At 57.4% G+C, this 26938-nt stretch carries 28 protein-coding genes and 1 tRNA gene; 14 read left to right on the top strand and 15 right to left on the bottom strand.

All coding sequences use genetic code 11. The features are described 5' to 3' along the window. The 3 genes from VGU61_RS09875 to VGU61_RS09885 all read left to right on the top strand — a co-directional run. The coding region (locus VGU61_RS09875; RefSeq protein WP_326858946.1) for a bifunctional ornithine acetyltransferase/N-acetylglutamate synthase at positions 1-634 on the top strand (634 nt) is incomplete at its 5' end. Positions 635-646: 12 nt separating this feature from the next. Then, positions 647-1528 (top strand): ATP-binding protein, encoded by an 882-nt coding sequence (locus VGU61_RS09880; protein ID WP_326858947.1) that lies wholly within the window; start codon positions 647-649, stop codon positions 1526-1528. A gap of 3 nt (positions 1529-1531) precedes the next feature. Beyond that, positions 1532-1954 carry an NUDIX domain-containing protein gene (locus VGU61_RS09885; RefSeq protein WP_326858948.1) on the top strand — a complete coding sequence of 141 codons (423 nt, stop codon included), beginning with the start codon at positions 1532-1534 and terminating at the stop codon, positions 1952-1954. Here VGU61_RS09885 and yacG read toward each other — a convergent pair whose 3' ends face one another. The 8 genes from yacG to ispB all read right to left on the bottom strand — a co-directional run bounded on the left by yacG (position 1955) and on the right by ispB (position 9020). After that, the gene (gene yacG, locus VGU61_RS09890; RefSeq protein WP_326858949.1) at positions 1955-2143 is read right to left on the bottom strand and encodes a DNA gyrase inhibitor YacG; all 189 of its coding nucleotides are present in this window, start codon (positions 2141-2143) and stop codon (positions 1955-1957) included. It abuts the gene before it with no gap. Positions 2144-2248: 105 nt separating this feature from the next. Further along, positions 2249-3004 (bottom strand): cell division protein ZapD, encoded by a 756-nt coding sequence (gene zapD / locus VGU61_RS09895; protein WP_326858950.1) that lies wholly within the window; start codon positions 3002-3004, stop codon positions 2249-2251. 83 nt (positions 3005-3087) lie between these two features. Then, positions 3088-3720, bottom strand: coding sequence for a dephospho-CoA kinase (gene coaE / locus VGU61_RS09900; protein ID WP_326858951.1), 633 nt, complete (start codon positions 3718-3720; stop codon positions 3088-3090). A gap of 3 nt (positions 3721-3723) precedes the next feature. Beyond that, positions 3724-4590 carry an A24 family peptidase gene (locus tag VGU61_RS09905; RefSeq protein WP_326858952.1) on the bottom strand — a complete coding sequence of 289 codons (867 nt, stop codon included), beginning with the start codon at positions 4588-4590 and terminating at the stop codon, positions 3724-3726. Then, entirely contained in the window at positions 4590-5822 is a 1233-nt protein-coding gene (locus tag VGU61_RS09910) for a type II secretion system F family protein (protein ID WP_326858953.1), read from the bottom strand. Before VGU61_RS09910 ends, VGU61_RS09905 begins: the two co-directional genes overlap by 1 nt. A 14-nt stretch (positions 5823-5836) precedes the next feature. After that, positions 5837-7522 (bottom strand): type IV-A pilus assembly ATPase PilB, encoded by a 1686-nt coding sequence (gene pilB, locus VGU61_RS09915; RefSeq protein ID WP_326858954.1) that lies wholly within the window; start codon positions 7520-7522, stop codon positions 5837-5839. A gap of 393 nt (positions 7523-7915) precedes the next feature. Then, positions 7916-7992, bottom strand: a tRNA-Pro gene (locus tag VGU61_RS09920). Positions 7993-8030: 38 nt separating this feature from the next. Then, positions 8031-9020 (bottom strand): octaprenyl diphosphate synthase, encoded by a 990-nt coding sequence (gene ispB / locus VGU61_RS09925; protein ID WP_326858955.1) that lies wholly within the window; start codon positions 9018-9020, stop codon positions 8031-8033. A 230-nt stretch (positions 9021-9250) separates the two neighbouring features. Here ispB and rplU point away from each other — a divergent pair, with 230 nt between their 5' ends. From rplU to proB, 4 genes are all read left to right on the top strand, one after another. Next, entirely contained in the window at positions 9251-9562 is a 312-nt protein-coding gene (gene rplU / locus VGU61_RS09930; protein ID WP_151635680.1) for a 50S ribosomal protein L21, read from the top strand. 43 nt (positions 9563-9605) lie between these two features. Further along, positions 9606-9863: a 50S ribosomal protein L27 gene (rpmA, locus tag VGU61_RS09935; RefSeq protein ID WP_326858956.1), complete on the top strand. Its 258-nt coding sequence runs from the start codon at positions 9606-9608 to the stop codon at positions 9861-9863. 103 nt (positions 9864-9966) lie between these two features. Next, positions 9967-11076, top strand: coding sequence for a GTPase ObgE (obgE, locus tag VGU61_RS09940; RefSeq protein WP_326858957.1), 1110 nt, complete (start codon positions 9967-9969; stop codon positions 11074-11076). 111 nt (positions 11077-11187) lie between these two features. After that, the gene (gene proB, locus VGU61_RS09945; protein WP_326858958.1) at positions 11188-12306 is read left to right on the top strand and encodes a glutamate 5-kinase; all 1119 of its coding nucleotides are present in this window, start codon (positions 11188-11190) and stop codon (positions 12304-12306) included. A 41-nt stretch (positions 12307-12347) separates the two neighbouring features. Here proB and VGU61_RS09950 read toward each other — a convergent pair whose 3' ends face one another. Together VGU61_RS09950 and VGU61_RS09955 are read right to left on the bottom strand one after the other, a co-directional pair. Then, positions 12348-12923 (bottom strand): CNP1-like family protein, encoded by a 576-nt coding sequence (locus tag VGU61_RS09950; RefSeq protein ID WP_326858959.1) that lies wholly within the window; start codon positions 12921-12923, stop codon positions 12348-12350. A 9-nt stretch (positions 12924-12932) separates the two neighbouring features. After that, positions 12933-13514: an RNA pyrophosphohydrolase gene (locus VGU61_RS09955; protein WP_326858960.1), complete on the bottom strand. Its 582-nt coding sequence runs from the start codon at positions 13512-13514 to the stop codon at positions 12933-12935. Positions 13515-13710: 196 nt separating this feature from the next. On the opposite strand from VGU61_RS09955, the gene VGU61_RS09960 reads away from it, so the two are divergent. Both VGU61_RS09960 and VGU61_RS09965 read left to right on the top strand, forming a co-directional pair. Then, the gene (locus tag VGU61_RS09960; RefSeq protein WP_326858961.1) at positions 13711-15444 is read left to right on the top strand and encodes a proline--tRNA ligase; all 1734 of its coding nucleotides are present in this window, start codon (positions 13711-13713) and stop codon (positions 15442-15444) included. Positions 15445-15473: 29 nt separating this feature from the next. After that, a complete protein-coding gene (locus tag VGU61_RS09965; protein WP_326858962.1) occupies positions 15474-16067 on the top strand; it encodes a lytic transglycosylase domain-containing protein in 594 nt (197 codons plus the stop codon). A gap of 138 nt (positions 16068-16205) precedes the next feature. On the opposite strand, the gene VGU61_RS09970 is transcribed toward VGU61_RS09965, so the two are convergent. The 5 genes from VGU61_RS09970 to VGU61_RS09990 form a co-directional block, all read right to left on the bottom strand. Further along, positions 16206-16703 carry an SWIB/MDM2 domain-containing protein gene (locus tag VGU61_RS09970; RefSeq protein ID WP_326858963.1) on the bottom strand — a complete coding sequence of 166 codons (498 nt, stop codon included), beginning with the start codon at positions 16701-16703 and terminating at the stop codon, positions 16206-16208. A 326-nt stretch (positions 16704-17029) separates the two neighbouring features. Then, a complete protein-coding gene (gene ffh, locus VGU61_RS09975) occupies positions 17030-18397 on the bottom strand; it encodes a signal recognition particle protein (RefSeq protein WP_326858964.1) in 1368 nt (455 codons plus the stop codon). A 548-nt stretch (positions 18398-18945) separates the two neighbouring features. Continuing rightward, a complete protein-coding gene (locus tag VGU61_RS09980; RefSeq protein WP_326858965.1) occupies positions 18946-19545 on the bottom strand; it encodes a methylamine utilization protein in 600 nt (199 codons plus the stop codon). A 64-nt stretch (positions 19546-19609) separates the two neighbouring features. After that, positions 19610-20050 (bottom strand): group 1 truncated hemoglobin, encoded by a 441-nt coding sequence (locus VGU61_RS09985; RefSeq protein ID WP_326858966.1) that lies wholly within the window; start codon positions 20048-20050, stop codon positions 19610-19612. Positions 20051-20069: 19 nt separating this feature from the next. Continuing rightward, positions 20070-20963, bottom strand: a complete 894-nt coding sequence (locus VGU61_RS09990; RefSeq protein ID WP_414691616.1) for a DUF3034 family protein — start codon at positions 20961-20963, stop codon at positions 20070-20072. A gap of 264 nt (positions 20964-21227) precedes the next feature. On the opposite strand from VGU61_RS09990, the gene VGU61_RS09995 reads away from it, so the two are divergent. The 5 genes from VGU61_RS09995 to VGU61_RS10015 all read left to right on the top strand — a co-directional run. After that, positions 21228-23063, top strand: coding sequence for a sensor histidine kinase (locus tag VGU61_RS09995; RefSeq protein ID WP_326858967.1), 1836 nt, complete (start codon positions 21228-21230; stop codon positions 23061-23063). A gap of 34 nt (positions 23064-23097) precedes the next feature. Beyond that, positions 23098-24414, top strand: a complete 1317-nt coding sequence (locus tag VGU61_RS10000; RefSeq protein WP_414691617.1) for a sigma-54-dependent transcriptional regulator — start codon at positions 23098-23100, stop codon at positions 24412-24414. A gap of 62 nt (positions 24415-24476) precedes the next feature. Next, a complete protein-coding gene (locus tag VGU61_RS10005; RefSeq protein ID WP_326858969.1) occupies positions 24477-25286 on the top strand; it encodes a cytochrome C assembly family protein in 810 nt (269 codons plus the stop codon). Positions 25287-25291: 5 nt separating this feature from the next. Then, complete coding sequence (locus tag VGU61_RS10010; RefSeq protein WP_326858972.1) at positions 25292-25525, top strand: PP0621 family protein; 234 nt, start codon at positions 25292-25294, stop codon at positions 25523-25525. Continuing rightward, positions 25525-26938: histidine kinase dimerization/phospho-acceptor domain-containing protein (locus tag VGU61_RS10015; RefSeq protein WP_326858970.1), on the top strand; the 1414-nt coding region annotated here is incomplete at its 3' end. The genes VGU61_RS10010 and VGU61_RS10015, both read left to right, overlap by 1 nt.

Genomic DNA, 26938 nt, shown 5'->3' on the forward strand with positions numbered 1-26938 from the left:
TGCCATGGATGCCAAAGTGGCCCAGCCGGTTCTGGATCACCTGGTCAAGGCGGCGGCGGACAAGTCTTTCAACTGCATCACCATTGATGGCGACACGTCGACCAACGATTCCTTCATTCTGATGGCAACCGGCGCATCGGATGTCGAAGTCAATGATATGGATTCACCGGAATATGCCGCGCTGTCGGAGGCCGTCATCGGCTTGTCGCAGGAACTCGCCCAGCTCATCATTCGCGATGGCGAAGGCGCGACCAAATTCATGACCATCACGGTGGAAGAAGGGGCGAGCGTCGAGGAGTGCCGCAAGATCGCTTATTCGATCGGGCATTCGCCGCTGGTGAAGACTGCCTTCTTCGCGTCCGACCCGAACCTGGGACGGATTCTTGCAGCCATCGGCTACGCCGGTATCGACGATCTCGATGTGTCGAAACTGAATCTCTATCTCGATGACGTGTGGGTGGCACGTAATGGTGGACGTCATCCTGATTACCAGGAAGCTGACGGCCAGCGGGTGATGAAGCAAAGCGAGATCACGATCCGGGTCAAGCTGGCGCGGGGCGATGCCGCAGCCACCATCTGGACCTGCGATCTGTCGCATGACTATGTCAGTATCAATGCGGATTACCGCTCCTGATTCGGAATCGCCATGACGCAGCTCGATCAATTTCTCGTCCGCGCCGAAGCCTTGCTGGCGCGTATCGAAGCGATTCTGCCGCAGGCGGGGACACAGCCCGACTGGAACGCCGGGCGGGCATTCCGCTGGCGAAAATCTGCGGGCAACGCACGCGGTTACTTGCAACCGGTCGGACACATCGCGCCGATTGCGCTGTCGGATCTGCATCACATCGATGTGCAGAAGCAGCAGATCGAACAGAACACACGGCAATTCGTACATGGCAAACCGGCCAACAACGTGCTTCTGACCGGAGCGCGAGGTACCGGTAAATCATCCTTGATCAAGGCATGTCTGAACCAGTATGCACAGTATGGCTTGAGGCTGATCGAAGTGGACAAGGATGATCTCGCGGACCTGCCCGACATCGTGGATCTGGTCGCGGGCCGGCCGGAGCGCTTCATTATTTTTTGCGACGATTTGTCGTTCGAGGAAGGCGAAAGCGGCTACAAGGCACTGAAGGTTGCACTTGACGGCAGTATTGCGGCGCAATCGGACAATGTGCTGATCTATGCGACGTCGAATCGCCGTCACTTGATGCCGGAACGGATGTCCGACAACGCCACTTATACTCATACTGAAGATGGAGACCTCCATCCCGGCGAAACGGTCGAAGAAAAAATTTCCCTGTCCGAGCGGTTCGGATTATGGGTCTCGTTTTACTCATTCAAGCAAGACGATTATCTGGCCATCGTTGGGCACTGGCTGGCGCATTTCGGATGCAACGCGCAACAGGTGGAAGCGGCGCGGGGCGATGCGCTGCGATGGGCGCTGCAACGCGGCTCGCGGTCGGGAAGGGTGGCCTGGCAATTCGCGAGAGACTATGCCGGCAAGATTGCCGAATCGGCAAGCTAATCGATGGTATCGACCCATAGCGCACCGATCGACGTCGCGGTCGGCATCCTGATGAAGCAGAACGGCGATGTATTACTCGGTCAGCGGCCAGAGGGAAAGCCTTATCCCGGCTACTGGGAATTCCCCGGCGGAAAAGTAGAAGCAGATGAATCCATCTTCGATGCGCTCAAGCGGGAGTTCGTCGAAGAATTGGGCATCTCCCTTGTCTCCGGGGAGCCGTGGTGTTGTGTGGAGCATGTCTATCCGCATGCGCATGTACGCCTGCATTTTTATATCAGCCGCGAGTGGCAAGGTGAGCCACAAAGCCTGGAAGGACAGGCATTCGCCTGGCAGGGAAGTGTGGGTGTGGAACCATTGCTTCCTGCAACGATTCCCCTTATTGAATGGCTTGATCGATTGCGCTACGGATCAGCGGCGCAGGATTGATTACTGCGGCGGTATGCTGTCGTCGTCAAAATCCTTCGGCGGCGTCACTGCCGGAATCGCATACTTTTCCTCGGCCCACGCGCCGAGATCGATTTGCTTGCATCGATTGGAGCAAAAGGGGCGAAACTTGCTTGCCTCGGACCACTCCACCTTTTTCCCGCATGTCGGACAATCCACAATGGTTGCCATGAAACCTCCAAAACAATCAGTTCGTTAAGGCGATCATTATAGTTGTCGACGAAAGGTTTGCAGGAATCGCGCTCGCCGCCATCCAAAGACGGAACGAGGCGCAGCTCAGAAATTGCAGAGCGTAAGCTCAAAAGGTACGTCGTTCTCGTACGACTTCGGCTTCATGTCGCCGTCCTGTGACGTGAATCGGACCCAGAGCATATATTTGTTCGCTGAAATTTCCGGGATGGCGCCAAGATTCTGGTCGATCGTCAGCCTGAGCATTTGATAGACCTTGCCCTGCAACATCTGCTGGTAGTTGCCTGCCTGCGCTATGGTTTTTGAAGAACGTCCCGATTCACGCAGCAAGCGCAACACGACACCAATTGCGTCGAAGAGCGGCGCCAGTGGAGCGAACCAGTTCGATATATCGTTGAAGCGTTGCTGTGCCGAATGCTGCTGCCAGGCATAGTAGGAGGGAAGATCGAATTCGCAGGCGCCGCCGGGGATGATCGTCCTTCCGCGGATGCTCATCAGCCATTCATTGTCACGCACGTTCTGCCCGGTCTTGCCCTGTGCCGCCATCAGGGCCGCGCTGCTGCGGTCGACGTCGGCCAGCACGGCATTGAGCCGTTCGGTTTCGACATTGGGATTGGTTTTGAATCCGAGTAGCGTCTGCTTCTGCCGTTCGAGTTCCTGCAGCAGATCCGACTTCAGGTCCGCGCGGCCGGCGACCTCAAGCATTTCAAAAATGGTGGAGAGAGCGATGTGGTGCTGCTGAGGATGTTCCTGGTATAGAAAAAAAACGAATTTTTCATACAAGTCTTCTAGCCGCAACAAAGTGCGAATACGCTCATTGAAAGGGTATTCGTAGGTGATCAAAGTGGCATCCCTTAATAGTTCGGCTGAACGACAATTACGTGATTCTGAACGAAGCGATGAAAAATTACAAATGCATGGCTGCCCTATGACCGGGCGGAACTCATCGACAGATATAGCGCATGTAATCTGTCCACCTGGGGTCGCAACGCATCTGTCCCGTCGTCATTGACGATGACGTCGTCAGCCGCAGCAAGTCGTTCGGTACGAGTCGTTTGCGCCCCCATGATTGCGTACACCTGCGATTCGCTTAATCCGCTGCGGCGAACGACGCGCGCGACTTGAAGCGACTCAGGGCAATCAATGACCAGGACACGATTGACCCGCTGTTTCCAGGAACCCGATTCAACCAGCAGAGGTACGACAAAAAGCAGATAGGCACCCGCTGCTTCGGCGGCAGCGCGCTCGGTTTCGATGCGGATCAAAGGGTGGAGTATCGCCTCCAGACGCGCTTTCGCTTCCGGTTGTGCGAATACATATTCGCGCACCTTCGTCCTGTCCATCGCACCATCGGCAGTGAGAAACGCTTCGCCAAACTGCGCGTGTATGGCAGGAATTGCAATTCCGCCCGGCGCAGTCAACGCATGCGCAATCGTGTCGGTATCGATAATGGCGGCGCCTCTTTCAGCGAACATATCCGATACCGTCGTTTTGCCGCTTCCTATACCGCCGGTCAATCCAACCGAAAAGCGCGCATGTGAATGTTCTGGGGTAGCCATGATTTAGATTGCAAAGCCGAGATAGGCTTGCGTGAGCGATTTTCCGTATAACAAAGCGATGAGGCCCGCCACCGCCAAATAGGGACCGAAGGGAATCGGGTTGTCACGGCCACGCTTGGTAAGAACAATCAGTGCAATGCCGACGATCGCACCAACGACCGATGAAAGCAGGATGATGATCGGCAGCATTTTCCATCCCATCCATGCGCCCAGAGCCGCGAGAAGCTTGAAGTCGCCGTAGCCCATGCCTTCCTTGCCAGTCGCGAGCTTGAACAGCCAATAAACGCTCCACAGGCTCAGGTAGCCGGCCACTGCGCCTATCACTGCCTCGTCCAGCGGCACAAATGACGCATTCATGTTGAATAACAAACCGCACCAGAGGAGTGGCAATGTCAGATCGTCAGGCAATAATTGCGTGTCCGCATCGATGAATGTCATCGCGATCAGGAAATAGATGAACAACAGCGTCGCAAGTCCTACTACGCCACTGCCGAAACGCCAGATTACGAACGCCGATAGCGCTCCTGTCAGCAACTCGATTGCCGGATAGCGGATCGATATTGGTGCCTTGCATTGCCTGCATTTGCCGCCCAAGGCCAAATAACTGATCACCGGCACATTCTCGAGCGCAGTGATCCGATGGCCGCAATGCGGACAGGCGGAACGGGGCACCATCAGATTATAACGGTCGGTATGCGGCAAGGGCTTGCCGCTTTCATGGGCAACATAGTTGTCGGATTCGCGCTGCATCATCCGTGGCAGGCGGTGGATCACGACGTTGAGGAAACTTCCTATCAGCAAGCCCACAATCCCGGCATACACGGTCGCGACCACCATGCCGGGCGGGGCGAAGAGTACCGCGTCTCCCATCACACAACAGCGCCGAGTTTGAAGATAGGCAGATACATTGCAATGACCAAGCCGCCGATCAGCACACCCAGAATGGCCATGATCAGCGGTTCCATCAGGCTTGAAAGAGAGGCCACGGCCTCGTCCACTTCGGCCTCATAAAAATCGGCTACCTTGCTCAGCATTTGATCGAGTGCACCGGACTCTTCGCCGATCGATACCATCTGCGTCACCATGTTCGGAAACACATCCGCGTTCTGCATGGCAACCGTTAGGCTTGTACCGGTGCTTACCTCGGTCTGGATTTTTTTCGTTGCATCCATGTAAACGGCATTGCCTGATGCGCCGCCGACCGAGTCAAGGGACTCCACCAGAGGTACGCCAGCGGCGAACATGGTTGCCAATGTCCTGGTCCAGCGCGCAATGGTTGCCTTCCTGACCACGCTTCCGAAGATGGGAGCCTGCAACAGGGCCTTGTCCATGAAGCGCTGCACTTTGTAGGAGCGCTTCCATGACTGGAAGAACAAGTACAGGGTGGTGAAGATGGAGCCGAAAATCAGATACCAATAGGCGACAAAAAAGTCGGAAATCGACATGACGATGAGCGTCGGCGCGGGCAAGTCCGCACCGAAGCTTTTGAACACCTCCTTGAACGCCGGAACCACCCAGATCATGATCACGGCGGTCACCACGAAAGCAACAACCAGAATCGACACCGGATAAAAGAGTGCCGACTTGATCTTGCCTTTGATTGCGAGGGTCTTTTCCTTGTAGATCGCGAGACGGGTGAGCAAGTCTTCGAGGATACCGGCCTGTTCTCCGGCTGCGACGAGATTGCAGAAAAGATTGTCGAAATACAGTGGAAACTTCCGGAACGCCTGATTCAGGCTGCTACCCGTTTCCACATCCGAGCGGATGTCCTGAATCAGCTTTGATACCGAGGGGTTGGAATGGCCCTTTGCGACGATATCGAAGGACTGCAGCAACGGCACGCCAGCCTTCATCATCGTCGCCAACTGCCTGGTAAACAAGCTGATGTCCTTTTCAGTAATCTTCTTCCCGCTGCGGAAGGTTTTCTTTTTCACCTTCGTCACGAGAATGCCCTGGCGGCGCAACGTCACGTTGACGCTAGCCTCGCCATTTGCGCGAAGTTCGCCCTTGATTATTTTGCCGCTCTTGTCTTTGCCTTCCCAGGCAAAAATCATTTCCTTGATCTGACCTGAGCTTGCAACTTTACGCCCTGCAGTGGCCATGGTCTTCCTCTTCCTTATTGGTTGGTGCAGTTGAGCACTTCTTCAAGGCTTGTCAGTCCTTGTTTTACTTTCACCAAGCCGGCTTCACGCAAGGTTTTTACGCCATCGTTGCGTGCCTGCTCTTCGATTTCGAGTGCGGTGCCGTGGGCGAGAATGATGCGTTCGATGTCTTCGCTGATGGGCATGATCTGGTAGATGCCGACGCGGCCTTTGTACCCGCTGCCGCTGCAGCGTTCGCAGCCGACGGCTTTATACGGCACCCATGTCCCGTCCAGTTCTTCTTCCTTGAATCCCGCCTCGATCAGCGTCTCGTCAGGAATGGCTGCAGCCTGCTTGCAGGTGCAGAGGCGGCGCGCGAGTCGCTGCGCGGTAATCATGATGACGGATGAGGCGATATTGAACGGCGCAACGCCCATATTCATCAGGCGCGTCAGCGTCGACGGTGCATCGTTGGTATGGAGCGTGGAAAACACCATATGACCCGTTTGTGCGGCCTTGATCGCGATATCGGCAGTCTCCAGATCCCGGATCTCACCAACCATGATGATGTCGGGATCCTGGCGGAGGAATGCCTTCAAAGCGACGGCAAAGGTAAGGCCCGCACGGTCATTGACGTTAACCTGATTCACGCCCGGCAAGTTAATTTCAGCCGGATCTTCCGCGGTGGAGATGTTGATGCCTGGCTTATTGAGAATGTTCAGGCAGGTATAAAGCGACACCGTTTTACCCGAGCCGGTCGGACCGGTCACCAGAACCATTCCGTAAGGACGCTGGATTGCTTCCAGCAGCATTTCCTTCTGGTCCGGATCGTAGCCCAGCGACTCGATGCCCATCTGGGCCTGGGTTGCGTCGAGAATACGCATGACGATCTTCTCGCCGAACAGCGTAGGCAGCGTACTCACTCGGAAGTCAATCGCGCGGTTTTTCGAGACCACCAATTTCATGCGTCCATCCTGCGGTACGCGCTTTTCCGAAATATCGAGTTTTGAAATCACCTTTATCCGCGATGCCAGTTTTTCCTTGATCGCAAGCGGCGGCTGCGCGATGTCCCGTAGCACACCGTCGATCCGGAACCGGATCCGGTAGAACTTTTCGAACGGTTCAAAATGCAAATCCGATGCGCCCATATTGATCGCATCGAGAAGAATCTTTTGCAAAAACTTAACGACCGGTGCGTCATCGATATCGGAAGCTGCAGGGTCGACCTGACCTGACATGTCTTCTTCGTTGAAGTCGATGTCGAGGTCATCGCCCATCAACTCTTCCAGATTCTGCTTCTCGCTCTGACCAAGCTTTTCAAGCTGCTGTAAAAGCAAGGTATGTTCGACTACCACCGGCTCGACGGTGAGTTCCGTCTGGAATTTGATCTGGTCCAGTATCTGGGTATTGGTCGGATCCGAAATTGCTACTGCGACTTTATTGCCGCGCTTTCCGAGTGCAATGACCCTCTGCTTCTGCATCAGCTTTGGATCAATTATCTTGTCCGGCAAATGGCTGACACTGAATGCGGAAAGGTCCAGCATCGGATAGCCGAAAGTTTCCGAACAAAAACTTGCCAGCGTACGCGCATCAATCGCCCGGCTTTCAAGCAACGCGTCGATAAATGGAATCTTTTCCGATGCGGATTGTTTGGTAACCGTTTCCGCTTGCTGATGCGATATGCGGCCGGCTTGCACCAATGCCCGCGCCAGACCGGACATTGCACTGCTTGAAGCAGGATTTGGAAGGACTGCCGCCATAGATTGAGATGGAAGATTACGGAAGGATCATCTAAATTCCATTAGATAATGCCTATAGGCATCTGATTTGTAAAGGTAATGCGACATTGTCTTGCTTCATTTGCAAGGCTGTTGCCGTAAATGTCACAGTTTATTCAGTGCAATATTGCGGATGTTGCATCAAGTAATAATCTGTTCGGCGGGTGAAGGGAAGCCCGAAAAGTTGCGTAGATACTTGTTTTGGTTCGATGCCGGGGTTTGTGGCATAGCGTTTAACGCTGCCACGAATAACATTTCATGTTTGCAGGCACGGTGAGAAAGCAGCATTTGTGCTGCCAAGGGAGGGCAAGGTGGACGAAGAGCTGAAAGAAAACCTGGTCGGGGTGAGAGGATTCGAACCTCCGGCCTCTACGTCCCGAACGTAGCGCTCTACCAGGCTAAGCTACACCCCGATTCCGGTGTCGTCACCGAGTGAGTAAGCGGGAGGTGCTTAATGATTTCGGTCGACCGCGAAAGCGCATAATTCTAGCAAAGAATCTTTAAATTGGCTATCTGACAGCTTTGCAATAGCTTCACTGGCACGATGTGCGGCTTTTTCAGCTTCACGCTTAGTGTAATCAAGCGCACCCGATGTTGTAATTGCATGCAATACCGCCTCGAATTGCTGCTCATCGCCATTTTCAATGCAGGCACGTACGAGGTTTCGTTGATCAGGTGTGCCGTGTTGTAAAAGGTAAATGAGCGGCAAGGTGGGTTTGCCTTCGCGCAGGTCGTCGCCGACATTCTTGCCAATATCGTTTGCATTGCCCGAATAATCCAATACATCGTCGATGAGTTGGAACGCGGTACCAAGCGATCGACCGTATTCGGCGGCCGCGCTTATCGCCGCCGCATCCGCACCAGCTACCAGGGCGCCGAGTTGCGCCGCCGCCTCGAATAGTTTGGCGGTTTTGCAGCGAATCACTTGCAGATAGCGCTCTTCAGTGACGTCTGGGTCATGCATGTTCAATAATTGCAATACTTCGCCCTCGGCGATGACATTGGTCGCGTCGGCGAGGATCTGCATGACGCGCATATCGTCGACGGAGACCATCATCTGAAACGCCCGTGAGTACACGAAGTCACCAACGAGAACCGAGGCGGCATTGCCGAAAAGCGCGTTAGCAGTCTGCCGGCCGCGCCGAAGCGAAGACTCATCGACAACATCGTCATGCAAAAGGGTCGCCGTATGAATGAATTCGATTACCGCAGCCAGCATATGGTGATGAGAGCCCGTATAGCCATGAGCGTTGGCAACCAGGAGCACCAGGGCGGGCCGAACGCGCTTTCCGCCCGCGCTGATGATGTATTCCGCGATCTGATTCACCAACGGCACTTCCGAATGTAGCTGGTAACGAATCACCGTGTTCACGGCATCCATGTCGGCAGCTATCGGATCGGTGATGGAGTGTTGAATGGCGGGTCTGAAGGCGGCGGACAAGATAAAAACCTGCTGAGATCATCAATTGCGGGAATTATACGACGACAAGGAGTACGTAGCGTCGTTATGGTACGGAAGGCTCGAAGCTTGATTGGCCAGCGGGCGCTCAAGCCGCATTTGCTTTGACTGAGGTGCTAAGTCTATGTATAATTTGGGGTTTTCTCGAATTGGCCGGTCTGAAACAGGTGCAAGCGGGGAAAGTTCCTTTAAATCAATTGATGAGGTTTCACATGTACGCGGTCATAAAAACCGGTGGCAAACAATATAAAGTTGCTGCTGGCGAAAAACTCAAAGTAGAACAGATACCGGCAGACATTGGTTCCGAAATCACCCTTGATCAAGTGCTCGCAGTGGGCGCTGGTGACACCATTAAGTTTGGTGCGCCGCTGGTCGATGGTGCCAAGGTCCAGGCTACGGTAGTGGCGCACGGTCGTCACGATAAGGTTAAGATTTTCAAGATGCGCCGCCGCAAGCACTACCAGAAGCGTCAGGGCCATCGTCAAAATTACACCGAATTGCAAATCGTCTCGATCAACGCTTAATCAAGCGAACCGATCGGGCTAACCGAATACCAAGGAGTCTGAAATGGCACACAAAAAAGGCGGCGGCACCACGCGCAACGGTCGCGATTCCGAGTCGAAGCGACTTGGCGTCAAAGTTTACGGCGGCCAGGTCATCAATGCAGGCGGCATCATCGTACGTCAGCGCGGTACCCGTTTGCATGCGGGTGAAAACGTCGGTATGGGCAAGGATCATACCCTGTACGCGTTGATCGACGGCAAAGTGAAATTCACTACCAAGGGCGCTGCACAGCGTCATACAGTGGTTGTCGTACCTGCCTGATCGATCCGGCAGCTATCGACCCAAGGCGAAAGCCTTCCTTCAAAAGGCTCTGCCGACGGTAGAGCCTTTTTAATTTGTAGCACCACATTTCAGCGGCAAAATCATGAAGTTCATCGACGAAGCAAAAATTGAAGTCATTGCGGGAGACGGCGGCAACGGCGTCGCGTCGTTTTGCCGCGAAAAATTTCGTCCTTTCGGCGGCCCCGATGGGGGTGATGGCGGTAAGGGCGGCAGCATTTGGGCGGTCGCAGACCGTAACATCAATACGCTGGTTGACTTCCGATATTCCAAGTTGCACAAGGCAAAGAACGGCGAAAACGGGCGCGGTTCGGATTGCTACGGTAAAGGTGCGGATGATATTGAATTGCGCATGCCGGTCGGAACCTTGATCACCGATGTCAATACAGGTGAAATGATTGCTGACCTGACCGATCATGGCCAGGCGGTATTGCTTGCTAAAGGCGGCGAGGGCGGCTGGGGCAATATCCATTTCAAGACATCCACCAACCGGGCGCCGCGGCAAAAGACGGATGGCAAGGAAGGCGAGCGCCGGGAATTGCGGCTGGAGTTGAAAGTCCTTGCGGATGTCGGATTGCTTGGTATGCCCAATGCCGGTAAATCGACGTTCATTACCGCAGTCTCCAATGCGCGACCAAAGATCGCCGACTATCCTTTTACAACCTTGCATCCAAATCTGGGCGTGGTTCGTGTCAGCCACGAAAAGAGCTTCGTGATCGCAGATATTCCCGGTCTGATCGAAGGAGCGGCAGAAGGCGCAGGATTGGGGCATCAATTCCTGCGCCATCTGCAGCGCACACGGTTGTTGCTGCATATCGTGGATCTTGCGCCGTTTGAAGATACGGTCGATCCGGTCAAAGAGGCCAAGGCCATTGTCAAGGAGCTGAAGAAGTACGACGAATCGCTCTTTGAAAAGCCGCGTTGGCTGGTGCTGAACAAACTCGACGTGGTACCGGAAGAGGAGCGCAAAAAGCGTGTCAAGGATTTCGTCAAGCGCTTCGGCTGGAAAGGCCCGGTGTTTGAAATCTCGGCGCTGAACCGCGAGGGTTGCGAAGCCCTCGTGACAGCAATCTACGAGTATCTAGCGGAGCAGCGTCAGCAGGAACATCGAGCGGAAGAAACTCAAATGGTTGAGGAGGCCCGGGGTATTGCCTCGATCGATCCGGACGATCCGCGATTCAAGGTCATGGAATAAGAAGTTCGCCGGAGACGTTTTCGCATTCATGTGCAGCGGCGCGACCCGGAGTTTCATCAGATGGCGACCGTCCGCACGTCGCCTGCCGTGCAGGGATAGACAATAACAAATATGAATTCCGTCATTCAAAAGTCCAAACGCCTGATCATCAAAGTCGGTTCGTCCCTTGTCACGAATGACGGCAAAGGATTGGATCATGTCGCCATCGCCAAGTGGGCCGAGCAGATCGCCCAGTTGCGCGCCATGGGCAAGGAAGTGGTGCTGGTCAGTTCCGGTGCGATTGCGGAAGGGATGCAGCGGCTCGGCTTCGAACGCCGTCCCACTGAAATTCATGAGCTGCAAGCTTGTGCGGCGGTGGGCCAGATGGGGCTTGCGCAGATTTATGAAACCAGCTTTCGTCAGCATCAGTTGCGCACTGCGCAGGTATTGCTGACGCATGCCGACCTGGCTGACCGCGAGCGTTATCTGAATGCGCGCTCAACTTTGTTTACCCTGCTGCGCCTTGCCGTGGTCCCTATCATTAATGAAAACGATACGGTGGTGACCGACGAGATCAAGTTCGGCGACAACGACACGCTTGGCGCCTTGGTGGCCAACCTGCTCGAGGGCGATGCGCTGGTGATCCTGACCGATCAGAAGGGCTTGTACACCGCAGATCCTCGCAAGGATCCGGATGCGCAATTCGTGCATGAGGGGAAAGCGGGCGATCCGGTGCTGGAGGCGATGGCGGGCGGAGCCGGAACCGGTATCGGCCGAGGCGGAATGTTGACCAAGATTCTCGCGGCCAAGCGCGCGGCGACTTCCGGAGCGCATACGGTGATTGCCTGGGGCAGGGAAGACAAAGTGCTGGTTCGATTGGCCAGCGGCGAAGCGATCGGGACGCAATTGACCGCGCAAACAGCGCAACTGACCGCACGCAAGCAATGGATGGCCGATCATTTGCAGACGGCCGGCAAGGTGGTGCTCGATGCCGGAGCGGTCCTAAAGTTGACGACGGAAGGCAAATCGCTGCTGCCGATCGGCGTCATGAATGTGCAGGGAGAATTCGGCCGCGGCGATGTGATCACCTGCATTGACGAGTCGGGACGGGCTGTCGCCCGAGGCATGAGTAACTATGCCAGCTCCGACGCCCGCCGCATCATGCGCCGTCCGTCCGCCGAGATCCTGGGGATATTGGGATTTGTGGAAGAGCCGGAGTTGATCCATCGGGATAACATGGTTCTGCTCTAAGCCTGCACCACTGCCGACATCCAGCTCTCGCACCGTTCCCCTTAGCGGGAATGGTGGGGCGCGAGAGATTTTTGTTGGCGCAGTCTATCCACGATATTTTGCGCGTTGCCGGCAATGGTTTTTTCCTGGCAAAAATATTCCGTTGCAAGTGCGGCATGCTGACGATTGGCTGCATTGCGCATGATCGGCTCCCACTGATCCCGTCGTGACCGCGACCAGCTGCCGTCCGAGCGCCCAAACGCATAAAGCTTCTTCTCGAATGATTCGCAGCGAATTCCCTCGTAGCTGATATTGCTCGCACCCGCGCTGCTTTGAGTAACCATTGTGTAGCGCACCACCCCGTCGCCTCCGACCGTGACCGAATTGCCGTCGACGGCGAAAGACTGCGTGGCGGTGGCGCTGACATAGAACGGAATGAGATTCTCTGCGGCAGGAGCGGCCGGTAACTGGACCGCTATTTCCTGCCAGGGCTTTTTCTCATCATCAAACTCCTCTTCAAAGCGGGATTGCGCATGGCCAAGCGCAGTCAAGGAAATAAGCGTTGCGCAAGCAGCAGCGCGCATCACAAAGCGCCTTGCCGATGTGTCAGCCGTGAAAAGAAAATCGATCAATACCATTCAAAAAGCTCATTCGTTCTTGGGTTTGGCTACCGGGGGCGAAGCTTCTTCGCTTACCCGTGTTCCATGGTTCTGGCGCAGGTAGCGGGCATTCTGGCGCGGCCCGCTGTTGCGTCCGGGGCGGGTAAGAAAGCGTGATAATTCCTGCAATGCCTTCTGATAGACCTCGCGCTTGAATTCAATCACGACATCCAGTGGCACCCAGTAATCGTGCCAGCGCCATGCGTCGAATTCCGGATGGTCGGTGATGCGCAGATTGATATCGCAGTCCCGACCGATCATCCGCAGCAGAAACCAGATCTGTTTTTGGCCGCGGTAGTGGCCCCGGATCTCACGCTTGATGAACCGGTCCGGGACTTCGTAACGAAGCCAGTCCCGGGTTCGGCCGATGATCTTGACGTGTTCCGCCCGCAAGCCGACTTCTTCTTCCAGCTCGCGGTACATCGCCTGTTCCGGCGTTTCGCCGAACTTGATGCCGCCCTGCGGGAATTGCCACGAATGTTCGCGCACCCGTTTGCCCCACCATACTTCATTGTTGGTGTTGAGCAGGATAATGCCGACGTTCGGGCGAAAGCCTTCACGATCCAGCATGTTGCACCTCAAAACTTTCTGCGGCTGGTGCCCTGTCGTTACCTGTTTGGCATGCGCCGCCCCGTACAGCGCATCTGCAAGCACTGTACGGGGCGGCAGTCATGAATCAATTGTGTGCGGAATGGGTGCATCAGCCAGCTAATCCTTTAAAATTGAGTTGATTATAACCCTCTCTTTTTAAAAAGAATTCACCGCCATGCGCGCCTCACGATTTTTTGTTTCCACTCTCAAAGAAGCACCGTCCGACGCCGAAATCATCAGCCATAAACTTATGCTTCGGGCAGGGATGATCAAACGGCTTGGGTCCGGCATCTATAACTACATGCCGATGGGCTTGCGGGTCATCCGCAAGGTGGAAAACATCGTCCGCGAAGAAATGAACCGCGCCGGCGCGGTCGAATTGCTAATGCCGGTCGTGCAACCCGCCGAACTGTGGCAGGAGACCGGGCGCTGGGACAAGATGGGCCCGGAACTGATGCGGGTCAAGGACCGGCATGGCAGAGACTTCGCAATCCAGCCGACGTCGGAAGAAGTGATCACTGATATCGTTAGGTCCGACATCAAATCGTATCGCCAGCTTCCGATCAATTTTTATCACATCCAGACCAAGTTCCGCGATGAGCGGCGTCCACGATTCGGCCTGATGCGCGGCCGCGAATTCACGATGAAGGATGCCTATTCCTTCGACCGCGATGCCGACGGCATGCAGAAGTCGTATCAGGTGATGTATGACGCGTATGTCCGCATCTTCGATCGCTTCGGTCTCCAGTTCCGCGCGGTTGCGGCCGACAACGGCGCAATCGGCGGCTCCGGCTCGCATGAGTTCCACGTGATCGCGGACACGGGTGAAGACGCACTGGTGTATTGCCCGACTTCCGACTACGCCGCCAACATCGAAGCGGCGGAGGCGCTGGCGCCTGCAACCGGACGCGCTGCTCCTGCGGAGACCTTGACCAAGACTCCGACACCCGGAAAATCGAAGTGCGAGGACGTGGCCGAACTGCTGGGTCTTCCCTTGTCCCGTACGGTCAAGTCGATCGTCTTGACCGTGGAAAGAGAGCAGGAAGGCAGCGTGAAAAAGGAGGTGTGGCTGCTGCTGCTGCGCGGCGACCATGATCTCAACGAGGTCAAAGCGGGCAAAGTCCCGGGCCTGACCGGCTATCGGTTTGCGAGCGAAGCCGAGATCGTCGAGTGGTTCGGCACACCACCGGGTTATCTTGGTCCGATCGGCACCCAGAAGCCGGTCAATGTGGTCGCCGACCGGACCGTAGCCGCCATGAGCGATTTCGTGTGCGGCGCTAATGAGGCGGATTTCCATTTCACCGGTGTCAACTGGGGCCGCGACGTGCCGGAACCGATCGTAGCCGACCTGCGCAATGTTGTCGAAGGTGACCTCTCGCCGGACGGAAAGGGCGTGCTGGCCATCCAGCGCGGAATTGAAGTCGGCCATGTGTTCCAACTCGGAACCCGGTATTCGAAGGATATGAATGCGACATATCTGGATGAGACCGGCAAGCCGCAATTGATGCAGATGGGCTGCTACGGCATCGGCGTGACACGCATTCTGGGCGCGGCAATTGAGCAGAATTTCGACGACAAGGGCATCATCTGGCCGGCGTCGATTGCGCCGTTCGAAGTCGTGTTGTGCCCGATGGGGTATGACCGCAGCGAGGCGGTGAAGGCGGAGACGGACAGGCTTTATGAGGCACTTCTTGCTGCCGGCGTGGATGTGATCGTCGATGATCGCGGCGAGCGGCCTGGCGTTATGTTTGCTGATTGGGAATTGATCGGTGTGCCACATCGTATCGTCGTCGGTGAGCGTGGACTTAAGGAAGGCAAGCTGGAATACCAGGGGCGGCGCGACGCCACCGCAACCGCCGTTCCTGCGGCCGAAATGGTTGCGTTCATAGGCGGCAGGCTCGCGGTCTGATGGGTGGTGTCCGTTTTCGGCGTCATTTCATGACGTCCGTGGTTGCCGTCGCGTTTATGGCGCCAATCGGACTTGCGATCGCCGGCAATCAAAAAGAGGAGGCGATCGCCGATTCGGTGCGTGTGGCGCTGTCAAACGCAATCAGTGATGCGCGCCCTCCGAAACCGGAGTTCGCCAACATTGATGAACGCATCCAGTACCTGCACTGGCTGGGTGAAATGTCGGAGCGTTTGAAAAAGAAAATGCCCGACCGGCAGGTCCGGCGCGAATTCCTGGAAACCGTCTGGTATGAATCCAAGCGCGCAGGGCTGGATTCCGCACTGGTATTGGGATTGATCCAGGTCGAATCGGCATTCCGGAAGTACGCCATTTCTCCGGTCGGTGCCCACGGCTACATGCAGGTCATGCCGTTCTGGACGCGCGTCGTCGGCGACGGCGATCGCAGGAAGCTGTTCCACATGCAGACCAATTTGCGCTATGGCTGCTCGATTTTGCGCATGTACCTGGATATGGAAGGCGGCAATCTATACCTTGCGCTGGGGCGGTATAACGGCAGCCGGGGCAAGGCGCCTTATCCCAATGCGGTTCTGGCCGCATGGAAACAGTGGGAATTCAGAAAGTGAGCGGCTCTTTCGATTTATCCGATGAACCAGCTTTTACCCTGGCCAGGATGATAGATTGTGGTGCAGGCTAAATGAGCGTGCTGCAAACAAAAACGCCCGCGCGATGCGGGCGTTTTTGTTTGGCCTTTGGGAAAACGATTATTGCAGGTGATTGGAAATGAGTTTGGTCATTTCGAACATCGACACTTGCTTCTTCCCGCCAAACACAGCTTTGAGCTTGTCATCCGCATTGATCATGCGTTTGTTGGCTTCGTCTTGCAGCTTGTTCTTCTTGATGTAGTCCCAGACCTTCTTGGTGACTTCAGTACGCGGCAGCGGATTCGCACCGATGACCGCGCCCAGCGTGGCGGATGGGGTCATCGGCTTCATGAATGCTGCATTTGGTTTGCGCGCGGTCTTTGGTTTTGCTGCGGCTTTCTTTGCTGCGGGCTTGGCTGCTGCCTTTTTGGCTGGCGCGGCTTTCTTTGCTGCGGGCTTCGCGGCGGCCTTCTTTGCTACCGGCTTGGCTGCTGCCTTTTTAGCTGGAGCGGCTTTCTTTGCTGGTGCCGCTTTTTTTGCTGCAGGCTTTGCTGCTGCTTTCTTTGCTGCGGGCTTCTTTGCGGCTGATTTGGCCGCGGGTTTTTTGGCTGTTGCCATCTTCAAGCCTCCTTCACAAAAGTGTTGGGAAAATGCGTCATATCACGCACCGCTAATAGTGGTGCGCTTTTGATAGCTATGCAAGTCTTTTTTGCACATACTTACGCGATTTTGTCTACTCGGTGCCACGTCGTCTTCATAGGGGAAAAGCATGATCGCGTAGTGCGGATCGAGTGCTGCATCGCCGCAGCGCGATCTGCGGATATCGGAAGAGGGAATCAGGTACCGGAAGAGGGGATGGGCTGAACTGTCGAACGGGCAGGCAAGAGGGCTTCGAAGGGGCTGCTTACTCCATGGCCTGCGGATGCCTGCCATGGAGATGGGGGTCAGCGCATACCCGGCAACATGCCTTTCATGCCGCGCATCATTTTCGCCATGCCGCCGCCCTTCAGCTTCTTCATCATGGACTGCATCTGCTCGAACTGGGCCAGCATGCGGTTGACCTCTTGGACCTGGACGCCGGCGCCGGCGGCGATCCGGCGCTTGCGGGAGGCTTTGATCAGTTCCGGCTTGGCGCGCTCCAGCGGCGTCATCGAATTGATGATGCCTTCCATGCGGCGGACCTGCTTTTCGGCCTGATCCATATTGGCTCCGCTGGCCGCCTGCTGGAACTGCGCCGGCAGCTTGTCCATCAGGCTGGACAGGCCGCCCATCTTCTTCATCTGCGATATCTGGGTTTTGAAGTCGTTCAGGTCGAACTTGCCGCCGACCTTGATCTTCTCCGCCAGATCCTGTGCCGCCGCCACGTCCACGCCCTTGCGGGCCTCTTCCACGAGGGCGAGAATATCTCCCATGCCCAGAATGCGGTTCGCCATCCGGCTGGCATCGAAGGCCTCCAGGCCGTCGAGCTTTTCTGCCACCCCGGCGAACTTGATCGGCTTGCCGGTGATATGCCGGACCGACAATGCCGCGCCGCCCCGGGCGTCGCCGTCCAGCTTGGTCAGCACCACGCCGGTCAGCGGCAGCGCGTCATTGAATGCCTTGGCGGTATTGATCGCATCCTGGCCGAGCATGGCATCCACCACGAACAGGGTCTCGATCGGCTTGACGGCCGCGTGCAGCGCGGCGATCTCCTGCATCATCGCTTCATCGATGCCGAGACGGCCTGCGGTATCGACGAGCAGCACGTCGTGATAATGCCGCTTGGCATAATCCAGCGCGGCCAGTGCGATATCGACCGGTTTATCAGTCGGCTCGGACGGGAAGAAGTCGGCGCCGGCTTGACCGGTGACGGTCTTCAGCTGGCCGATCGCCGCCGGACGGTAGACGTCGGCGGATACCGTCAGCACCTTTTTCTTCTTCTCTTCGCGCAGGTATTTCGCCAGCTTGCCGACCGTGGTGGTTTTGCCGGCGCCTTGGAGGCCGGCCATCAGGATGACCGCCGGCGGCTGGGTGGCAAAATTTAGCTGGGATGCTTCCGGGCCGAGGTCGGCGCCCATGATGGCGGCGAGTTCGCGCTGTACCACGCCGACCAGTGCCTGGCCGGGCGACAGGGAGCCGATGACTTCTTCGCCGAGCGCCTTTTCCTTGACGCGGCCGATGAATTCGCGCACCGCCGGCAGGGCGACGTCCGCCTCCAGCAATGCCAGCCGCACTTCGCGCAGCATGTCGGCGGTGTTGGATTCGGTCAGGCGCGCCTCGCCGCGCATGGTCTTGACCACCTTGGCGAGTCGTTGGGTCAGATTGTCGAGCATGGGATGTGAACTTTATGTAAGAGGATGAGGCGGTGCAGGCCCGGCAGTAGGCCGACGGCGGACACCGAAACCGGCCTGTCATTTTACCCGATGCCCTTGCCGGATTCCGCTGCGTCGGCGCAAGCTGCAGAATCCCGCACGTCATCCAGCTGAATTTCGGCCTGTTCGCACCCGTGTGCAGACCGCTCCTTAAATTTCCCTGCAAAACCAATGACTTACTTGCCAATGTGAAACAACATGGCATGGACGTGCATCGAGGGTTCGCGTAACGGAAAACCGGAGACAGCCATGATGAATTGCTGGAAATCGGTTAGCCCTGACCGGGCAGATCACCGCGCGATGAAGGAGATCGATCGACGTCGGATCGGCCGCTACCACCGCCGGCCTGATCAAGGCGATCCGCGCCGACGGGAATCAGGCGCAGTTCATGAAAGAGAGTCGATCCCGGCGGCCTGATGGTCTCCCATGGCGAGACCGACAATACGGGCAGTGAATTCGTGGAGCTGGCGATGATCAGCCGGGACCGCCGTTTCCTGCGCTGATCTCAGTTACTTTGCCGTCCTCGGCTTTCTCGGCACGAAGTCGAAATTGAACGCGAGCGGCTGGGTGCCGCCACCGGTAATCTTCACGGTCTGGGTCAGAGGCGGCTTGATGCTCCCCAGGTCGGGGTGCCATGCCTTGACTTCGTAGGTGCCATCCGGCAATCCGTCCAGCCTGGCCGAGCCGGCGGCATCCGCCAGTGAATGATGGGGTGTGTCGACGACCATAATGTATGAACGCATCCAGCCATGCAGGAGGCAATAGACCACGACCAGGCCAGGCTTGTCGAACACGACCGGCGGCGGCGTTCCCTTGTCATACACCTTGTATTCAAATTCCTTGGCCGGTGAAAACGATTTGACGTGATGCTCGATCTTGTCGTTGTTGGGGAAACCGATCGCGGTGCCGGCGCGGACAACGCTTACGTAAGGCTTGAATTGCAGTTCCTCCTGCACGATGGTGGCCGGCTCAAGGGGGCGTTGCGGAGGCGGAACGGCCACGCCAACCGGCGTTGCGAACAGCACCACGTTGCTTAGCGGCGCGCCGGCCTTGTCGGTCATGGTGGCAGCGACATTGCCGGCATGGCTCGACGTAGAAGCAAGAAGCATGGACGCAAATAACGTTGCGGCGCACAAACGAATGGGTAAGGCAGACGAAAAATAGATCATGGCATCATCGCGTGACCACGTCGCGCTGCATCGGAGCCAGCTTTGCGACCAGTTTGTTCTGCACGCTGGACGGAATGCCGTTCTTCTCCATGGCGATGTGCAGATCTTCCGCAAGCGCGTTGAAGGCGGCATTGGTAATCTTCAGGTCTTCATGGATGGTCTTCATGTCCTTGCCGCTGTACTTGCAGGGACCGCCGCCGAGCTGGCAGAACTGCTCTGCCAGGAGCGATGCCAGACGCTCCATGTCGACGTCCTTGAAGGATTCGCTGATCCGGGCGTCGGCCAGGACAATGACGAGAAAATCGTCCACCACTTTGCGGATGCCCTCCTTCCCGCCCAGTCCCTGGTAAATCGCATCATTGGCCGCCGGTGTCTGTGCGATTGCGGCAGAGCCCATCAGCACCGCAAGCAGGACAGCCATTGCATGGCGCAATATTGATTTCATCATTCCCCCATTGAAAAAATTAGAAGCCAGCCTGCAGCGACAAATAAAAGCCCTTCTGCCGTTTCGGATTCAGGACCGTGATGTCGCCGAGCGCGACGTAGGCGGCGGTGATCGATATGTGTTTGTTCGGAAACCAGGCGATGAAGGCGTCGTAGTAATCCTTTTCGTCATCCACCGCGAGGTTCTGTGGTTTCATCCGGTATTCGAGGCCCACCGCCAGCTTGCGGTTGATCAGGTAGGCGGCGGACATTTCCAGCATTGGCTGATAGCGGTCACGCCGGTCGCCGCCGAATCCCAGCAGGCCCATCTGGTTGGCCTTGGTGGCGCGCAGCGTGCCATTGAGCAGCAGGCTTTTGTCGAGCAGGATCTTGGTGGCGGACAGGTAGTAATCGATACCATCGTCCTTTTTCGCGCCGAGCTGGGTAACGTTGCCGACGGGGCCAAGGCCGCGCACGCCGTCATTGCGCTTGACCATCAGGCCGACCGCGATCTGCGGCATTGCCGTATCCTGGTCGTAGACCGCGTCGCCGGCGACCTTGAGTTTGACACCGAAGATGTCCTGCCGGATTTCCAGGTTATTCAACGGTCCGTCGGTGCCCTTGAATACCTGTTTGGCGGCCGACAGTTCGAGCCGGTCGGCGAGGCCAAGTGCCACGCCGTAGGTATTGAGTGCATGGTCCTGCGTTCTGACCACGGTGTAATGGGCGTTGCCGCCATAGCTGTCGCGGGTCCCGTAACCGGTAATCAGCGCCCAGGGCGTCAGCCCGCCGCCGCCAGCGCCTTCGACCTGGCTGACCCCGCCGGTGGCAAGCAGCTTTCCCTGATCCGGCGCCGCGAAGCCTTGCGCGTGCGCACCCGTTACGCCCATTGCGCAAAGCGCGGCAAGCATCCGCAGTAATGATGAAATTGGCATGTTTTGATTCCCCCTTTGCAGATGCATTCGTCCGACAGAGGTCGGTATGCGGGATATGATACGTACGGGAAACTATTTTGGATGCAAGCCAGAGTATGCATTCCGGAATTTTTGCGGTTTTCCGCACAGTATGGTCACGGGAGAGGAAGCGGGGGAAGATACTTTGACTACTCAAGCACTTGTGCGATGGTGCAAGCTGGCATGAACGCTGCACACTTCCAAAACTTCCAAAGCCATATATATAGATAGACATCCGACGCCGGTATGACATCCAGAAATCGCATCGTCCTGCTTTTGCTCGCTTTATGGTGTGCGGCCGCCGTGGTGGTGGCCGCCTATCTGGTCGGCGAAAGCCGGGCACGCAGCGACATCGAATTCAGCAGCGAGCGGCAACTGCACCTGATTGCGCTCAACCTGGAATCGGTGCTGGAAAAATTCGAGACGCTTCCCTTCGTGGTTGCTTTCCAGCCTGAAGTCACTCAGGCGCTGGCCAATCCGGAAAACAAGGCTGCCGTACACCGGCTCAACCTGATCCTGCAGGCGATCCAAAGGCAGGCGAAGGTCAGCGCAATTTACCTAATGGACCGTGACGGCAATACGCTCTCGTCGAGCAACTGGGACCAGCCGCTCACCTTTGTAGGCAGGAACTTCAATTTCCGCCCTTATTTTTACGAGGCAATGAAGGGTGACGCCGGGCGCTTCTACGGCATCGGCAACGCCACAGGCGAGCCTGGTTATTTCATCGCCCAGCCGGTGTACCCGGTCGCCGGATCGCGCGGCGCGGGAAGACCGGTCGGCGTCATCGCGGTCAAGATCAGCCTGTCCGAATTCGAAGAAACCTGGCGCAGCAGTGAGGACCCGATCGCACTGGTTGATAGAAGCAGGGTGGTTTTCCTGAGCAACCGCCCTGACTGGAAATATCACAGCACCGTCGCGCTGGATGCGAACGCCCAGCGCGACCTTGCCGGCACCTTGCAGTACGCCGGCCGGCGAATCACGCCCATCCGGGACCTTCCCGTCGCCATGCAATCCGGATTTGGCGAATCGGTCTCGCAACCGATCGGCCGCCTGGGATGGCAGCTCATGCTCTTTCCGTCTCATGCGCAGATAGAGCGCAGCGCCATGCTGACGGCACTGGCTTGTGCGCTGGTTCTGGCAATTGCTGCCATTTCCTCATGGGCGATCTATCAACGCCGGCAGCGGATGGAAGAGCGAATGGCATCGCGTAAAGCGCTGCAGCAGGCGGCGGAAGAACTCGACCGCCGGATTGCGCAGAGCACCGAGGCCTTGCTGCAGGCGAATCAGACGCTGGCAGCGAAATACGCGAAGCTGAAGGAAACCGAGCATATCTTACGTTCCACGCAGAATGAATTGGTGCAGGCGGGAAAACTCGCCATGCTCGGGCAGATGGCAGCCGGGATGACGCATGAACTTAGCCAACCTCTCACCGCCATTCGTGCCTTTGCCGACAACGCGGTCACTTTCCTCGCCCGCGGACAGATGGGCCCCGCAAGCGAAAACCTTACGCACATCAGTGCCGCCAGCGGCAGGATGGGCGCGATCATCGGGCAGTTGAAGGGTTTTGCCCGCAAGAGCCATGAAACCGTATCAGCGGTCGATCTTGCGCAGTCCATCCACGCATCGGCCGCATTGCTGGAAAGCGAATTCCACCGCAATGACGTGGGGCTGGAAATAGACATTCAGGAGCCGTTAACCGTGATCGGCGATGCAGTGCGGATCGAGCAGGTATTGATCAACCTGATGCGCAATGCGATCGACGCGGTGGAAAGCGCAGCGACGAAACGGGTGTCGATCCGCCTGCAGCGCCAGCACAACGATGCGGTCATTGCGATTCGCGATTCGGGCGCCGGCATTCCGGAACTGGTTGCGCAGCATCTGTTTGAGCCGTTTTTTACCACCAAGCCTTCCGGCAAGGGTTTGGGATTGGGACTGGCGATTTCGTCGTCGATCGTTCAGGCAATGAATGGGCAACTCAGCGCGCACAATCCGTCCGGCGGTGGTGCGGAATTTCTGGTGCGATTACCCTTGCCGCAGGCGGAAGCGCGGACGGCGATAGGAGAACAGCTTGTCAGTATGTGAAGCATTATTAATTGAAGACGAACAGGCGGTGCGCATGGCAACCGCCCAGACGCTGCAACTGGGCGGCTTTACCGTACACGCCTGCGCCAGCACGGAACAGGCGCAGAAATGGCTGCAGCCCGGCTTTCCCGGCGTCGTGATTACCGACGTCCGGCTGCCGGGAAAATCCGGCCTCGACCTGCTGGCGCAGTCAGTGGCGCTTGATCCCGATTTGCCGGTCATCCTGGTGACCGGCCATGGCGATGTCGGCATGGCGGTCGAGGCGATGCGGACCGGCGCTTATGATTTCATCGAAAAGCCGTTTGCCGCTGATCGGTTGATGGAAACGGTGCGGCGGGCACAGGAAAAGCGCACTCTGGTTCTGGAAAACCGGCGGCTCAAGGCCGCCTGGCTGTCGCATCCGGACATGCCGGCGCTGACCGGCCAGTCTCCGGCGCTTGAACGCGTCCGCACCCTGATCCGCAGCGTCGGCCCGACGGCCGCCGACGTGCTGATCAACGGTCAGACCGGTAGCGGCAAGGAAGTCGTCGCGCGGCAGCTGCATGCCGCCAGTGGACGAAAGGGGCCTTTCGTCGCCATCAACTGCGGCGCATTGCCCGAAACCGTTTTCGAGAGCGAGATTTTCGGCCACGAGGCCGGCGCATTCACCAGCGCGCACAAGCGGCGTATCGGCAAGCTCGAGTATGCAAACGGTGGCACGGTGTTTCTCGACGAGATCGAAAGCATGCCGATGCCATTGCAGGTCAAGCTGCTGCGCGTGCTGCAGGAACGCCAGCTTGAGCGCCTGGGCGGCAATGACCCGATCAGTATCGATTGCCGTGTCATCGCTGCCAGCAAGGCAGACCTGTTGCGGCTCGCATCCCGGGGCGGTTTCCGCGAGGACCTCTACTACCGCATCGGCGTTGTCACCATCGACCTGCCGTCGCTTGCGGAACGCCGTGACGATATTCCGTTGCTGCTCGCGCATTTCGTCCAGGGCGCCGCCATCCGCTATCAACGTCCGGTTCCGGAATGGACCGCCGCGCAGATGGCGATGTGGCAAGCGCAGGATTGGCCCGGAAACGTACGCGAATTACGGAATTTTGCCGACCGTCTCGTTCTTGGCATTGAAAATTTGAGCGGCGTCGGCCCCGCGGCGGAAGGTAGGGGACAGGAGGGAAAGCCAGGCAATGCGGTACAGAGTCTGCCGCAGCAGGTCGATGCGTTCGAACGCAGCCTCATTGTTCAGGCAATGGCGACGTGCGAGGGAAGCGTCGCAGCGACCGCCGAGCAGCTCGGCGTGCCCAAAAAAACCTTGTACGACAAACTCAGAAAATACCAATTGCCCACGGGACGTGGTTTGGATGCCTGACACCGCTTGTCTGCGGACCGACATGGTGTAAACTCGATCCCTGTTTTTGATCTCTTCCCGCGATGCAAATATCCCTTCTTGTCCTGGCTGCATTGTTTTATGCAATCTCCGCGCTGCTGCCGTCGCAACGGCGCGGCGCGATTGCGGCCGGCACCGCCGCCGGATGGCTGCTGCATGGCGCCGCGCTGTGGGGCGGCATGGTGGCGCCCGACTCCCTGCGGATCGGATTTGCCATCATGCTTTCGGCCACACTCTGGATATCGGTTGCCGCATATTGGCTGGAGAACCGCAATTTTTCCCTCGATGGCCTGCGCGTGCTGGTGTTGCCGTGCGCGGCCGTTGCCGCGATGCTGCCGCTTGCGTTCCCCGGCAGCGTGGTGCCGCTGGCCGGCAAATCGGTTTGGTTCTCCTGGCATATCGCGATCTCCATCCTCGCTTACAGCACCTTGACGATTGCCGCGTTCCACGCAGTCCTGATGGCGCTCCAGGAATCCAAGTTGCATATGCGCCCCGACGTCGCGCAGCGTGGCTGGCTGGCCGCTGCGATCGATCGGCTGCCGGCCTTGCTCACGATGGAAAAACTGCTTTTCAGGCTGATCGCATTCGGCTTCGGGCTCCTGACCCTTACCGTGTTGTCGGGCATCGTATTCTCCGAGCAGTTGTTCGGCATCCCCTTCAAATGGGACCATAAGATCATCTTCACCCTGCTGTCGTGGGCGTTGTTCGGCCTGCTTCTGGCCGGGCGGCACTGGCGTGGCTGGCGCGGCAAGACTGCATTGAGTTTCACGCTGTCCGGTTTTGCCACGCTCCTTCTGGCTTATGTCGGCAGCCGCTTTGTACTGGAAGTCGTGCTGCACCGGGGACTGGCGTGAAAATAATGATTTGGGTCGTGTTGGCCGCGGTCGTCGTCTTATGGCTGCTGTACGGTAAAAAGAAATCCATTCAAACCAAAGCGCCGCATCGGGAAAAGCCCATGGTGGCCGATGCAGAACCGATGATCGAGTGCGCCTATTGCAAGACGCACGTTCCGGCGTCGGAATCGGTCACCGATCCTTCCGGCGCGGTTTTCTGCAGTGAAGAGCACAGGCGCCTGGGCGCTTCTCCGCTGTAATGCCGATCTCCAGTCCGGTCACGACCGAAACCCGGGAAACGCTCTGGCGAACGCTGCAAACCTTCAGCTTCACGCGCATCGTCATTGCCGGCGTGCTGTTGGTTTATATCAGTTTCAATACCAGGCAAGGATTCGATCAGGGCATCGATTTCGTCGATTGGCGGACTTGTGCAGCCTATCTCGTGGCCGCCTTCGCTTTCGCGGCGTTGACGATTTATCTCCAGCGTCGCTACATAGTGCAGCTGGTTGTGCAGATCGCAGTGGATGTCACGGCGATATCGCTGCTGTACGTTGCCGCCGGTGGCGCCAAGAGTGGCCTTGCCATTCTTTATCTGTTCCCTCTGGCGGGCTGCGCGATTCTCGCGCCGCTGGTACTGGCGCTGTTCTTCGCCGCTTTGGTCACGATCGTCATGCTCGGCGAAGCCGGTTACCAGCTCATCAGTACCTCCACCGAGGCCGCGATATCGCGCGCCGGCCTGTACGGCGCGGCCTTCTTCGCAGCGGCTTATGTCATCAACCGGCTGGCCGCCAGGCTGATCAAGCAGGAAAACCTGGCAACGCAGCGCGGTCGCGACCTGCGTATACAAGAGGCAATCAACCGTCTGGTCATCGCCGATATGGGGGACGGTATTCTGGTCGTCGGCAGTGACGGCTGGATATTCGCAGCCAATCCGGCAGCCGAACGCATGCTTGGACTTACCGTGCCTTACGGGCGGCCTCGTTACAAGCTGGCCGAATTGTCCTCATTGGCACCGATTGCCGAAGCTTATTCAGCCTGGACCAGCGGGGCTGGCGAACAGAAGGCGGGCAACACCGACTGGTCCACGTTTGTGGTGGTGAAGCCACGCGAAGAGCTGGCAACGCTGCAGGGTTCGACCATCGCCCGCGAGGCTCGGAGGGAACTCGCTTCACATCTGAAACTGCGCTTCGCCAAGGTGGAGACCAGGAATCTCGGCGAGGAGAGGGCGATCGTTTTCCTGCAGGACGTCACCGAAATCGAAAACCAGGCGCAGCAATTGAAGCTGGCTTCAATGGGACGGCTGACCGCAAGCATCGCGCACGAGGTGCGCAATCCGTTGTCGGCGATCTCCCATGCCGCTTCACTGCTCGGCGAAGAGATCACCGAGCCGGTGCAATCGCGGCTCCTGACCATCATCGGCGACAACGTCCGGCGCCTGAACCGGATGATCGAAGACATACTGAAGCTGTCACGCAAGGCGCAAACGCAAGCCGAACCGCTTGTGCTGGCGCCATTCTGCAACGAACTGCTGACCGAATTCCGTGAAACGCATGCGGTCGCTCCGGACATGATCCATCTCGGCGACATGACGGGTTACCAGGTGAGGTTCGACCCGCTGCATCTGCGGGAGGTGCTTGTGAATCTGTTATCGAATGCGCTGCGCTATGCCAGTC

The organism is Noviherbaspirillum sp. (assembly GCF_035944575.1).
Lineage (GTDB): Bacteria > Pseudomonadota > Gammaproteobacteria > Burkholderiales > Burkholderiaceae_D > Noviherbaspirillum.

Bases quoted from the DNA above. Each gene is read 5' to 3' on its own strand.
- VGU61_RS09985 (WP_326858966.1), bottom strand. From the start codon at position 20,050: ATGAAATCAATATTGCGCCATGCAATGGCTGTCCTGCTTGCGGTGCTG.
- VGU61_RS10005 (WP_326858969.1), top strand. From the start codon at position 24,477: ATGCAAATATCCCTTCTTGTCCTGGCTGCATTGTTTTATGCAATCTCC.
- VGU61_RS09950 (WP_326858959.1), bottom strand. From the start codon at position 12,923: ATGGTATTGATCGATTTTCTTTTCACGGCTGACACATCGGCAAGGCGC.
- yacG (WP_326858949.1), bottom strand. From the start codon at position 2,143: ATGGCAACCATTGTGGATTGTCCGACATGCGGGAAAAAGGTGGAGTGG.
- ffh (WP_326858964.1), bottom strand. From the start codon at position 18,397: ATGCTCGACAATCTGACCCAACGACTCGCCAAGGTGGTCAAGACCATG.
- obgE (WP_326858957.1), top strand. From the start codon at position 9,967: ATGAAGTTCATCGACGAAGCAAAAATTGAAGTCATTGCGGGAGACGGC.
- rplU (WP_151635680.1), top strand. From the start codon at position 9,251: ATGTACGCGGTCATAAAAACCGGTGGCAAACAATATAAAGTTGCTGCT.
- VGU61_RS10000 (WP_414691617.1), top strand. From the start codon at position 23,098: ATGGCAACCGCCCAGACGCTGCAACTGGGCGGCTTTACCGTACACGCC.
- pilB (WP_326858954.1), bottom strand. From the start codon at position 7,522: ATGTCCGGTCTGGCGCGGGCATTGGTGCAAGCCGGCCGCATATCGCAT.
- VGU61_RS09980 (WP_326858965.1), bottom strand. From the start codon at position 19,545: ATGCTTCTTGCTTCTACGTCGAGCCATGCCGGCAATGTCGCTGCCACC.
- VGU61_RS10010 (WP_326858972.1), top strand. From the start codon at position 25,292: ATGATTTGGGTCGTGTTGGCCGCGGTCGTCGTCTTATGGCTGCTGTAC.
- VGU61_RS09965 (WP_326858962.1), top strand. From the start codon at position 15,474: ATGACGTCCGTGGTTGCCGTCGCGTTTATGGCGCCAATCGGACTTGCG.
- VGU61_RS09910 (WP_326858953.1), bottom strand. From the start codon at position 5,822: ATGGCCACTGCAGGGCGTAAAGTTGCAAGCTCAGGTCAGATCAAGGAA.
- VGU61_RS09995 (WP_326858967.1), top strand. From the start codon at position 21,228: ATGACATCCAGAAATCGCATCGTCCTGCTTTTGCTCGCTTTATGGTGT.
- VGU61_RS09970 (WP_326858963.1), bottom strand. From the start codon at position 16,703: ATGGCAACAGCCAAAAAACCCGCGGCCAAATCAGCCGCAAAGAAGCCC.
- VGU61_RS09880 (WP_326858947.1), top strand. From the start codon at position 647: ATGACGCAGCTCGATCAATTTCTCGTCCGCGCCGAAGCCTTGCTGGCG.
- VGU61_RS09990 (WP_414691616.1), bottom strand. From the start codon at position 20,963: ATGCCAATTTCATCATTACTGCGGATGCTTGCCGCGCTTTGCGCAATG.
- rpmA (WP_326858956.1), top strand. From the start codon at position 9,606: ATGGCACACAAAAAAGGCGGCGGCACCACGCGCAACGGTCGCGATTCC.
- VGU61_RS09955 (WP_326858960.1), bottom strand. From the start codon at position 13,514: ATGCTGGATCGTGAAGGCTTTCGCCCGAACGTCGGCATTATCCTGCTC.
- VGU61_RS09960 (WP_326858961.1), top strand. From the start codon at position 13,711: ATGCGCGCCTCACGATTTTTTGTTTCCACTCTCAAAGAAGCACCGTCC.
- coaE (WP_326858951.1), bottom strand. From the start codon at position 3,720: ATGGCTACCCCAGAACATTCACATGCGCGCTTTTCGGTTGGATTGACC.
- VGU61_RS09905 (WP_326858952.1), bottom strand. From the start codon at position 4,590: ATGGGAGACGCGGTACTCTTCGCCCCGCCCGGCATGGTGGTCGCGACC.
- VGU61_RS09885 (WP_326858948.1), top strand. From the start codon at position 1,532: ATGGTATCGACCCATAGCGCACCGATCGACGTCGCGGTCGGCATCCTG.
- proB (WP_326858958.1), top strand. From the start codon at position 11,188: ATGAATTCCGTCATTCAAAAGTCCAAACGCCTGATCATCAAAGTCGGT.